This window comes from Formosa sp. S-31, assembly GCF_051172795.1.
In the GTDB taxonomy this organism is placed as follows: domain Bacteria; phylum Bacteroidota; class Bacteroidia; order Flavobacteriales; family Flavobacteriaceae; genus Formosa.
On record NZ_JAENDK010000001.1, the window covers coordinates 13733 to 26032 of the forward strand.

Sequence of the window (12300 nt, forward strand, 5' to 3'; positions counted from 1 at the left end):
CTAGAATGACTGTTGATGCGTTATAAAATTAGGATGATGTATTTTTTTTGATTTACATTTGTAACACCAAAAAAATAAAAATGGCGAAGAATTTAGTAATAGTGGAGTCACCTGCAAAGGCGAAGACGATCGAAAAATTTTTAGGTAAAGACTTTAAAGTAGAATCTAGTTTTGGACATATTGCCGATTTACCATCCAAGGAATTAGGTGTAGATGTAGAGGGCGATTTTAGTCCGAAATATCAGGTCTCGAGCGATAAGAAATCGGTAGTTAAAAAACTTAAAGACTTGTCCAAAAAAGCCGAAATGGTTTGGTTGGCAAGTGATGAGGACCGCGAGGGAGAAGCCATTGCATGGCACTTAGCGGAAACTTTAAAGTTAGACAAAGCGAAAACCAAACGTATCGTTTTTCACGAAATTACTAAAACGGCCATTCAAAAAGCAATTGAAAATCCACGCGGGATCGATTATCATCTTGTAGATGCGCAGCAGGCGCGTCGGGTTTTAGATCGTATCGTGGGTTACGAATTATCTCCGGTTTTATGGCGTAAAGTTAAAGGTGGCTTGTCTGCCGGTAGAGTGCAATCTGTTTCTGTACGTTTAATTGTTGAGCGCGAGCGCGAAATTCAGGAGTTTAAACCTGAGGCATCTTACAGAATTGATGCTGAATTTTCTAATGAAGCCGGACAAACCTTTAAAGCGAAACTTCCAAAGACTTTTGCAACAAAAGAAGAGGCGTTTGCCTTTTTAGAAGCTAATGCGGCAGCCGATTTTAAAGTTGCCGATTTGGAGAAAAAGCCAGCGAAAAAATCGCCTGCTGCACCATTTACTACATCTACACTGCAGCAGGAAGCTGCACGTAAATTATATTTCTCGGTAAGTAAAACTATGACCATGGCGCAACGTTTATACGAAGCCGGTCTTATTACTTATATGAGAACAGATAGTGTTAATTTATCTGATGAAGCTAGAAAAGGAGCTCAGGCAGAAATAGAAAATGCCTATGGTAAAAACTATTCCAAGCCAAGAAATTATACCGGAAAAACAAAAGGGGCTCAGGAAGCTCACGAAGCTATTCGTCCTACAGATTTTGCTTTACACACTGTAGATATCGATCGCGATCAGGCGCGATTATACGAACTTATTTGGAAACGAGCTATCGCTTCGCAAATGAGTGAAGCAGAGCTGGAGCGAACTAATGTTAAGATTTCGGCATCAACCCATAAAGAGTTGTTCACTGCTAATGGAGAGGTGATTACGTTTGAGGGATTTCTGAAAGTGTATCTCGAAGGGACAGATGACGAAGATTTAGAACAGGAAGGCATGTTGCCTGCTATGAAAGTAAACGAGGGCTTAAATAATAATTTTATTACCGCAACCGAGCGTTATACCAGAGCGCCATACCGCTACACCGAAGCATCATTGGTTAAAAAACTGGAAGAGCTGGGTATCGGTCGTCCGTCTACGTATGCACCTACAATTTCTACAATTCAAAATAGAAATTATGTTGAAAAAGGAACTGTGGAAGGCGAGGAGCGCGAGTATACTCAGATTACTCTTAAAGATGGAAAAGTAAAAGATAAGAAACTTACAGAGAAAGTAGGTTCAGATAAAGGAAAGTTAGTTCCTACAGATATTGGAATGATAGTGACTGACTTTTTAGTGAATCATTTCGAAAGTATTTTAGACTATAATTTTACAGCTAAAGTAGAAGAAGATTTTGACGATATAGCAGAAGGGAAAGAAGACTGGACGAAGATGATGAAGGAATTCTATACTAATTTCCATCCGCATGTTAAAGATGTTCAGGAAAATGCAGACAGAGAGTCTGGTGAGCGTATTTTAGGGACAGACCCTAAAACAGGTCGTCAGGTTAGTGTGCGTTTAGGGAAGTTCGGTCCCATGGCTCAAATTGGAGCAGCCGACGAAGAGGATAAGCAGTTTGCGAGCCTGTCTCCAGAACAACAATTAAACACCATAACCTTTGAAGAAGCTTTGGATTTGTTTAAGCTGCCAAAAATGCTGGGAACTTACGAAGGGGAAACTGTAGAAGTTAATAATGGAAGATTCGGGCCTTATATAAAATTTGGTAGTGCTTATGTGTCCTTGCCAAAAGGGGTAGAAGCTTTAGACGTGGAATTAAATCAGGCTATTGAGCTTATAAAGGAAAAACAAAAGGCCGATGCGCCTATTTATACCTATAAAGATTTACCGGTTCAAAAAGGAAAAGGTAGATTCGGTCCGTTTATAAAATGGAACAATATGTTTATTAACGTAAACAAAAAGTACGATTGGGATAATTTATCCGATGAAGACATTGTAGAGTTAATAGAAGATAAAATTCAAAAAGAAATAGATAAGGTCGTTCACAATTGGGAAGAAGAAGGGATTCGTGTGGAAAAGGCACGTTGGGGACGTCACAACGTTATAAAAGGAAAAATAAAAGTTGAGTTAGATAAAACAGTAGATGCCAAAAAACTAACCTTAGATAAGGCAAAAGCTTTAATAGAAGCTAAAACGCCAAAACGAAAAACTGCAACCAAAAAGAAAACCACTGCAAAAAAGAAATAAATGGCAGACCTTAATTTCCTGGTTCCTGTACCAGATGTAGTTTTAGCTCATAACGAACTACTATCTCCTCAGGCCTTCGGAAGAAAACTATTAATCCATTCAGCTCAAAACGGTTTGCCGGAACTCGAAGGTGTTTCAATAGCACTTTTAGGGGTTTTGGAAAATCGTAATGATGCCAACTATATAGGAGAGGCTTTTAGTCTTAACGAAATACGAAAAACACTTTATACGCTTTATCCGGGAAGCTGGAGTACTACTATAGCCGATTTGGGAGATATTCCAAAAGGTGAAACGATAGAGGATACGTACTTTGCGTTAAAAGAAACAGTAACCGAACTGGTTAGAGCCAATATTATTCCTGTAATAATTGGAGGAAGTCAGGATCTTACCTTTCCGGTATATCGTGCCTTCGATAATTTAATTCCAATGGTAAACATTGTAAATGTAGACCGAAGATTCGATTTGGGTGATTCTTCGAAACCTATGAAAAACGATAGTTTTGTTGGAAAAATTATTCTGGACGAACCTTATAATCTATTTAACTATGCTACTGTAGGCTATCAAACGTATTTCAACTCTCAGGAAGAAATAGATTTGATGGAGAAGTTATATTTTGAATCTTATCGCCTAGGAGAAGTATCTAACGATATTACTTTGGTAGAGCCGGCTATGCGCGATGCCAATATTGTGTCGGTAGATTTAGGTGCTGTAAAGGGATCTGAAGTAAGTTTAAACCAGAAAGTGTCTCCAAACGGACTGGATGGAAAAGAAATTTGTGCCATAACACGCTATGCCGGTATTAGTAATAAGGTAAGTGCGTTTGGTATTTTTGAATATAAACCTTCTAAAGATGATGAAATGACCTGTCTGTTAATTTCACAGATGATCTGGTATTTTGTAGAAGGATTTAACAATAGAGTGAATGATACAGATTTTAAAGATGAGAATTTGTATCAAAAATTTATTACCTTAGTCGACTCCCACGAACTCATATTTTATAAAAGCATCCGCACCGGAAGGTGGTGGATAGAAATTCCATTTTTGAGTGAAATCAATAATAAATTAAAGCGTCATACGTTATTACCATGCATGCATGAAGATTATTTAGACGCCTGTAACAATATTATACCTGAAAGATGGTATAAAGCGTATCAAAAAAACTGCGTTTAAATGCATAAAATTAGGATGAAATGTGCACTTCATCGATGAAATACATGATTTTTACGATGAAATGAGTAATTTTTCCTAAAAAAAGTTGTTTTTTAGAAAATATATAAATATGTTTACGCTCTTAAAATTAAGGTACTAATACTAACCTCGAGTTTTCTATGGATATGAAAAAGTTTGTTTTATTAACAGTTGTTTTAGCAGTATTAACCAGTTGTGGTTCCTCAGATAGAGGAGAATTGGTTGGTGTACAAGGAAAAAGGTGGCACCCGGAAAAGCCGTACGGAATGACATTGGTTCCAGGTGGGTCTTTCATTATGGGTAAAGCAGATGATGATGTTGCTGCCATTCAGGACGCTCCGTCAAAAACGGTAACGGTTCGCGCATTTTATATGGACGAAACGGAAATTACAAATAGTGAGTACAGACAATTTGTAAACTGGGTACGCGATTCTATTATCAGAACCCGTTTAGCTATTTTAGCCGATGAAGTTGGAAAAACACCAGAAGATGGTGGAATTGGTGAATATGCATTTACAGATGCCGATACCGCCAGCATGACAGTATACGAAAAGTATATGTTAGATAACTACAGCGGTTTAGGGCCAACAGGATATGAAGGTAGAAAATTAAATAAGCGTGTAGACCTTATTTATGACACAGCTGATTATCCGGATGAGTACTATACTGAAGTTATGGATACGATGTACATTCCTTTAGAAGAGTCTTACAACGGACAACGTACCTGGGATGTAACAAAATTCAAATTCCAATACACGTACTTAGATATACAAAAAGCGGCTAAGAATAAAAATCTTAAGCGTAGCGATGCCTTGGTTCAGGAAGAAATAGAAGTGTATCCTGATACTACAGCCTGGATTAGAGACTTCGCATATTCTTATAACGAGCCTATGCATAACGATTATTTCTGGCACGATGCTTACGGAGATTATCCTGTAGTAGGTGTAAGCTGGAAACAAGCTAATGCGTTTTGTCAATGGAGAACATTGTATAAGAATTCTTACCAGAAAGAAAAAAGAAAGCAGTATGTAAACTCTTTCAGATTACCATCTGAAGCAGAGTGGGAATATGCCGCTAGAGGTGGTCTGCAAGCAGCGACTTTCCCATGGGGTGGGCCTTATGCTAAAAACGACAGAGGTTGTTTTATGGCAAACTTTAAACCGTTACGAGGAGATTATGCTGCAGATCAGGCGTTATACACTGTAGAAGCTAAATCTTACGAGCCAAACGATTATAACTTATATAACATGGCAGGTAACGTTGCAGAATGGGTACATTCATCTTACGATCCTGCATCTTACAACTATTCATCTACTATTAATCCAAGTGTTAACGACCCTAGTAACCAACGTAAAGTGGTTCGTGGAGGATCTTGGAAAGATGTTGCTTACTTCTTACAGGTAAGTTCCAGAGATTATGAATATGCAGATTCTGCAAGAAGTTATATCGGATTCAGAACCGTACAGGATTATATGGGAACTGATATTACTAGTAATTCATCAAGAAAATAACAACAATCAAATATTTAATTAACCTATCAATTAATCAACCTATTTAAGGTGTAAACCTTAAAACTTAAATTTAGAAATTATGGCACAATCAAAAGCAAGTAAAAGATTTATGAACATGGCCTACGGTCTAGGGGCATCAGTAGTAATTATTGGAGCATTATTTAAAATTACTCACTTTGAGTTAGGACCATTAACCGGTAACGTAATGTTAACTATCGGTCTTGTTTCAGAAGCAATTATCTTCGCAATTTCTGCATTCGAACCAGTAGAAGAAGATTTAGATTGGTCTTTAGTATATCCTGAATTAGCAGGAGGACAATCATCAGTAAAAGGTAAAAAAGAAGAGCCTAAAGATGCTGAAGGGTTATTATCTAAGAAATTAGACAACTTATTAAAAGAAGCTAAAATTGATGGTGAGTTAATGGCAAGCCTAGGAAACAGTATTAAGAACTTCGAAGGTGCTGCTAAAGGAATCAGTCCAACAGTAGATTCTATTGCTGCGACTAAAAAGTACGGTGAAGAAATGTCTTTAGCTGCTTCTCAAATGGAATCTTTAAACAGCTTATATAAAGTGCAGTTAGAAAGTGCTAATCGTCAAGCTTCAATCAACCAGGAGTCTGTAGAGAATGCAGAGAAATTAAAAGTTCAAATGCAGTCTTTAGCGTCTAACTTATCATCTTTAAACGGTGTGTATGGCGGAATGCTTTCTGCAATGAACAAAAAGTAATCTAATTAGAATAGAAAGTTCTAAACAACCTTAACTAAAAACCTAATTAGAAATGGCAGGAGGAAATTTATCTGCAAGGCAGAAAATGATAAACTTGATGTATTTAATCTTCATCGCGATGTTGGCTTTAAATATGTCAAAAGAAGTGCTTTCAGCATTTGGAATATTGAACGAGAAACTGGTTGAATCTAACCAGGCGGCTACAGACCGTAACCAGGCAATGTTATCTAATCTGGATTTGAAAGCTGAAGAGCAGCCGGAAAAGTTTAAGCCACTTAAACTAAAGGCAGACCAGGTAAACACATTAGCTGATAATTTTTATGCTTACCTGGAAGAATTAAAGACTAAAATGTATGCTACCGTAGAAGATCCTAAGGATTACGAAACTATGGATAAAGGAGACTTTTTAGATAATTATTTCTTTATTGGTGATAACTACAAGCCAGAAGGCGAAGAGTTTTTAAAGCAAATTGCAACCTTTAGAGACGGTGTTTCTGAAATTTTAAAATCAGATCCTAAATTAGCACCATTAGCAGACGATGTATTAGCAACATTTAATACTGAGCCTGTAAAAAACAGAGATGGAAATGCTGTAAAATGGTTAGATTACCACTACAAAGGATTCCCTTTAGTAGCGTCTTTAACAAAAGTAACTCAGTTACAGGCAGACGTTAAAACTACAGATTCTGAAATTTTAAACAGAATGTTAGCAGGTCAGTTAGCAGCAGAAGCTTCTATGACTAACTATACAACATTGTTAGAAACTTCAAAATCGGCTTACTTTAACGGTGAAACGTTTGATGGTAACATTGTATTAGGTCGTAAAGATGGTTCTACAAAACCAAATAAAGTAGAATTAACTTTAGATGGTAGAGCTTTAACAGATAAAGATTATACTATCGAAGACGGTAAAGTAAAATTAAACTTTAATACAGGAAATCCTGGTGAGCACACTATCGAAGGAAAGTTAGTTTTCGAACAGGATGGAGAGGAAATCGAAGTACCTGTTAAATCTACTTTCGCTACAGTATCTAAGCCTAATTCGGCTACGATTTCTGCAGACAAAATGAATGTGGTTTATCGTGGAGTATCTAACCCAATGACAATTTCTTTTGCTGGTATTGCAGACAATAAAGTATCTGCAAGTGCACCTGGTTTAAAGAAAGGTTCTGGTGTAGGTAAATACGTAATGAATCCTGGTCAGGGTAGAGAAGTAACTATTAAAGTAACAGGTACATTGCCTGATGGGAAAACTGTGGGTGATAATGCTACCTTCAGAATTAAGGATATTCCAAGTCCAACTGGTACAATCCGTGGAGAAGATGGTAACGTTTCTATGCAACGTAACAGTTTAGAAATTGCTACTATTGGAGCGAAGTTAGACGATTTTGATTTCGATTTACCATTATCTGTAACATCATTCAAAATTAAAATACCAGGACAACCAACAATTTCTGTTGGAGGAACTAAACTTAACAGCCAGGCTAAAGCGGCTTTACGTAAAGCCAGACGTGGTGACGCTGTAACGATTTTCGATATTAAAGCTCAGATTAGTAATAATTCATCTTACAAACTGAAGAAAGTTTCTCCGGTTATTATTGAGTTAGCTAACTAATACAAAAGTATCTATAAGGATATTAGCACAACAATTAAAAAATTAGACAATGAATTATAAAAGTTTTTTATTAACCCTATGTAGCATTTTAGTCGCTTCTGCATCTTTTGCTCAAGCAAATATCTTAAATGCAAAGAGCCCTCAGGAGATTGGTTTGAGAACCGATGCCCAAAAGGCAATGGATAATGATAAGCCATTAGAATATGGTTATGTAGACGACCGTGACCTGTTGTTCTCTAAAATGGTATGGGAAAAAATTGTGCTAGACGAGCGTGTAAATTTCCCGCTGTATTATCCTGTAGATACCAACAATATTGGAACGAACAGACGTTCTCTGTACGATGTACTTTTAAAAAGTATAAAACAAGGTAAGATTAAGAATATTTACGACGATTCTTACTTTACTACAAAGAGAACATTATCAGATATTCAGTATGCTTTAAAGAAGGTAGATACTACAGACATCGGTTACGAACAATATAATGCCGAAGGTGTAGTAGATGCACAATATATTCAAAGAAGAGAAATTTCTTCTTACGATATTACAGAATACTGGATTAAAGGTTTATGGTATTTCGACAAACGTCAGTCTGAATTAAAGTATAGATTGTTAGCCATTGCACCAGTTGCTCCGGATGTTAACTTTATAGATTCAGAAACACCAGATTTAATTCCGTTATTCTGGGTATTCTATCCAGATGCACGTCAGGTGTTACACGATGCTAAAGCATTTAACAACGATAACAGTGCTATACCGTTCTCTTTCGATCATATCTTAAATGCGAGACGTTTTAACGGCTACATATTTAAAGAAGAAAACGTATATGGAGACCGTACCGTTACAGAATATATTGAAGATAATGCCTTAATGCAGTTGTTAGAATCTGACAGAATTAAGGAAAGTATCAGAAATTTTGAATTAGATATGTGGTCATACTAATTACAAGATATAAATCAAAAAAAAGGCTTACCATTTGGTGAGCCTTTTTTTTGTGAATACATTATAAATTATAATCGGGAACCTAAATCGTTCATTGTTGTAATGAAATTAGAAACGATAGATTCGTAATTTATATGTGCGCCTTGTTTTACAACCCATTTCCCATTGATGATGGTGCCTAATACATTCGAAACATCACTGGAATACACAAAGGTATTACACAGGTTTTTACTGGCTGCGGATGCAGTTAAAGGCGATTTAGCATCAAGTATTACAGCGTCCAGTGTAGCGCCGATTTCGAAAAAGTCGCTACGCGTTTCTCCCATAGCCTTCTTACCGCTTATCCAGGCTTGTTTTAGGGCATTAAAGCCACTGTCGCCTTGCCCCGGTAGAAAATACGTATTGCGTTTATGATTAGTTAAACGCTGACCGTAATCTAAAAGTCTTAATTCCTCAAAAGGATTTAAGCCCACGTGGCTATCTGTACCAATACTCCAGTTACCCTGTAATGCTTTATAGTCGGCAAAGCGGAATAAACCATCTCCCAGATTACCTTCTGTAGAAGGACAAATGACTACGTTCGCACCAGATTTAGCGATTCCCTGTACTTCCACATCATCCAAATGGGTGGCGTGAACCAAATGATAGTTTTCATTCATATCGGTATGATTCAATAACCATTCTACCGGGCGTTCCCCGCAATAATTAAGAGAATCTTCTATTTCCTTGAGTTGTTCCGATACGTGGATATGGAAAGGTGTGTGTTTTTCAAGGTTATTACACACACTTATAATGTCATTAGCTTTTACAGCTCTTAAGGAATGAATACCAATACCTACAGCGGCATTGTTATAGCGCTTAGCTGCTTTTTTACTGCTTTCCACTAATTTATAGTAGTCTTCAATCGTAGCAGAAATAAAACGCTTTTGTTTGTCTTCTGCAGGTTTTCCAAAACCACCTTGCTGATAGAACATCGGCACTAAAGTTATATTAATTCCTGCGCGCTGGGCAGCCGCGATTAAACGTTCGCCATGTTCTGCGAGATTGGAATAGGGTTTGCCATTTTTATCATGGTGTAAATAATGGAACTCGGCAACAGCCGTATACCCGTGACGGGCCATTTCGGCATACAGCATAGCAGCAATGGCTTCCAAATGGTCTGGAGACATAGTTAAGGCCAGGTTATACATAGCCGTTCTCCAGCTCCAGAAATCATCTGGTGTACCTTGTCCTTCGTGTAATTCGGCTAAACCGGCCATGGCGTATTGAAAGGCATGTGAATGTGCATTTTGAAATCCAGGTAGGGCATATCCATCAATATATTCGCCCTCGGGAATATCAGATGCTTTTATAGATTGAATTTTTCCATCTTCGTTTACTGTAACCACAGCATTAGGTATCCATCCACCTGTTGTTAAAAGTCCTTTGAAAGTATATGTTTTGGTCATTATAATATGTTTATTAATGCTTTAAACAAAACTATCAGATGTTCCCTTGTCTGCTTAGCTCTTGTTTCGTCATATTGTGTTTCAGAATCATCCATATAATTTGTTTTTGCCATTTCTAATTGCAAAGCATGGATGTTGTTTTCAGGGTTACCAAACGATCTGGTAATGTGTCCCCCTTTAAAAGGATGATTATGTGTAAGGTCTCTACCAGCCGCTTGTAATGCCTTGTATGTTGTATTAATTATTTCTTCAGAAGCAGAAGTACCGTCGTTGTCGCCTAAGATAAGATCGGGAAATGCAGTATCCTGAATACCTGGAACCATTTTTCGTATAGAATGCGCATCGAATAGCAAGGCTTTGCCAAAAGTATTTTTAGTGTCTTGTAATAACCTTTCTATAGTATTGTGATAGGGCTTGTAATAGGTTTGAATGCGTCGTTCAATTTCTTCCTGACTTGGAGTTTCATTTATATATAAATTTTCTCCGTTAAAGTTTGTCGTTGGAACTAATCCGGTTATTACGCGTCCATCATTATAAAGCGGTTTACTTTCCGGATTTCGGTTCAGGTCTATTACCCAGCGGTTGTAATTTGCTGTAATTAGCGTGATGCCGAGCTCCGGAGCAAAATCGTATAGCTTATCAATAAACCAGTCGGTGTCATCCGGATTATTAATTGTCTCTGAGCGAAAAGCTGGTGTGATATCTGAAGGGAAAAATGTTCCTGAATGCGGGGAACTGATTATTATTGGAACCTTTTGGTTAGTAGGTTCAGTAATGTTAAAAATGTCCATAAATATCTTCTTTGTGTCTATTAGTCAGGACAAAAATACAAGGAAATCATGAAGATGTTAGAAATATCAGTGTTTCATTTTAAAAAGCGGCTAAATGAAAAGGACCCGATAAAATTGTTTTTAAGAGAATATCAGATCCATTTAAATGGAATGGCTATTAATGTTAGGAAGCCTGCACGTATGGGGCTATTTTTACATTTATTTAAAGCAGATTTAATTTATGCTTTAAAACTTCCCCTGGTAATGTTAATATTTTTGCAAAAAATTAAAAAATATTAACATGGGATATTTAATAAGCATCATTGTGTTTCAGATACTGTTCACCTTAATGTTAATTTTGGTAACAAAAGATAAAAATAATGCAGTATTTGAAAAATTACTTACCATGTTGCTGCTACTTATGTCGGCTCATTTCTCCATAAAATTAATTTTTTTATTTACAAAACTCGCTTACTTCACGCTACCATCAAGCTTTTCGTTAGTTTATGGCCCTGTGGTTTATTTATTAATCAAGTCTTTGCTAAAAAAAACAAAACGACAAACCATCATTCTACATTTTCTACCGTTTATAGTAATGAGCATTGCCTATGTGTTTGTTCTATTTCAACTGCATGCGTTTCCGCTTAAAAACAATCTTTCGCTACCCTTGTACAACAAATTAGTGATTCTGGATTTTATTTCTATAACCTTCTACAACGTTGTTAACCTGTTTATACTGTATAAAAACAAAACGAAAATAGACCATTTAAAATTTAAGTTACTACGCTTTATCTGTATAACATATTTAAGTATGATTTTCGTCCCTTTTATATTTATGATTCTTGATGAATTTGGTATACACATAGATACCAGACTGGTTTATATCGGCACATTGGCTGTTGTATTAAGTATTGCTATTTATAAGGTGAAAGCAAAGGATGTAAAAGTTGAACCTTTATCTGAAGTAAAGCCACAGGATAAACTCCAAAAATACAACAGTTCTAATTTAAGTGAAACTGATCTTGATGCGTACCAATCGAAATTACAGGCTTATTTTAAATCTAGAAAACCGTATTTAGAACCAGAATTAACGCTGCAATCTCTTTCCAAAGAATGTCAGATTCCGAAACATCATTTAACTCAGCTTTTAAACACCCGATTTAATAAAAATTTCTATCAGTACATTAATGAATTTCGAGTGAATGAAGTAATAAAGCACATTTCTTCTAAACGTAACGAGGCTTTAGTGGATATTGCCTACCAATGCGGATTTAATTCTAAGTCTACTTTCAATAATTACTTCAAAAAAATTACAGGATTAACCCCTAGCGAGTTTAAAAAACAGAACGATCTGGCAGCTTAACATTTTCTTAAAGATAAGGTGTTTATTTGTTAAGACGTTGTTTGTTGTTGTAAATCAGGTGTTTAAATGTGTGTTTTGTGTATCTCACACGAGTTGTACGTTTAAAACGACCGCCTCACACAGCTAAAACCTGTATTGCAAATCGCCTGCAGATATTTGCCGAAAAAT

9 protein-coding genes are annotated in these 12300 nt (G+C 36.5%); 7 read left to right on the top strand and 2 right to left on the bottom strand.

The features are described 5' to 3' along the window. Positions 1-80 precede the first annotated feature (80 nt). The 6 genes from topA to gldN all read left to right on the top strand — a co-directional run bounded on the left by topA (position 81) and on the right by gldN (position 8551). Positions 81-2570 carry a type I DNA topoisomerase gene (topA, locus tag I3217_RS00070; RefSeq protein ID WP_435047678.1) on the top strand — a complete coding sequence of 830 codons (2490 nt, stop codon included), beginning with the start codon at positions 81-83 and terminating at the stop codon, positions 2568-2570. Beyond that, on the top strand, positions 2571-3740 hold the full coding sequence (locus I3217_RS00075; protein ID WP_435047679.1) for a formimidoylglutamase: 1170 nt from the start codon (positions 2571-2573) through the stop codon (positions 3738-3740). A gap of 158 nt (positions 3741-3898) precedes the next feature. Beyond that, entirely contained in the window at positions 3899-5269 is a 1371-nt protein-coding gene (gene gldK / locus I3217_RS00080) for a gliding motility lipoprotein GldK (protein WP_435047680.1), read from the top strand. A gap of 79 nt (positions 5270-5348) precedes the next feature. Next, on the top strand, positions 5349-5996 hold the full coding sequence (gene gldL, locus I3217_RS00085; RefSeq protein WP_435047681.1) for a gliding motility protein GldL: 648 nt from the start codon (positions 5349-5351) through the stop codon (positions 5994-5996). A gap of 52 nt (positions 5997-6048) precedes the next feature. Beyond that, positions 6049-7611 carry a gliding motility protein GldM gene (gene gldM, locus I3217_RS00090; protein WP_435047682.1) on the top strand — a complete coding sequence of 521 codons (1563 nt, stop codon included), beginning with the start codon at positions 6049-6051 and terminating at the stop codon, positions 7609-7611. A 49-nt stretch (positions 7612-7660) separates the two neighbouring features. Then, the gene (gldN, locus tag I3217_RS00095; protein WP_435047683.1) at positions 7661-8551 is read left to right on the top strand and encodes a gliding motility protein GldN; all 891 of its coding nucleotides are present in this window, start codon (positions 7661-7663) and stop codon (positions 8549-8551) included. 68 nt (positions 8552-8619) lie between these two features. Here the strand turns inward: gldN and hutF are convergent, their stop codons facing one another. Then, entirely contained in the window at positions 8620-9999 is a 1380-nt protein-coding gene (gene hutF / locus I3217_RS00100; protein ID WP_435047684.1) for a formimidoylglutamate deiminase, read from the bottom strand. Beyond that, positions 9999-10790, bottom strand: a complete 792-nt coding sequence (locus I3217_RS00105; protein WP_435047685.1) for an N-formylglutamate amidohydrolase — start codon at positions 10788-10790, stop codon at positions 9999-10001. Before I3217_RS00105 ends, hutF begins: the two co-directional genes overlap by 1 nt. Before the next feature lie 790 nt (positions 10791-11580). On the opposite strand from I3217_RS00105, the gene I3217_RS00110 reads away from it, so the two are divergent. Continuing rightward, a complete protein-coding gene (locus I3217_RS00110; RefSeq protein ID WP_435047686.1) occupies positions 11581-12132 on the top strand; it encodes a helix-turn-helix domain-containing protein in 552 nt (183 codons plus the stop codon). Positions 12133-12300: the final 168 nt, after the last annotated feature.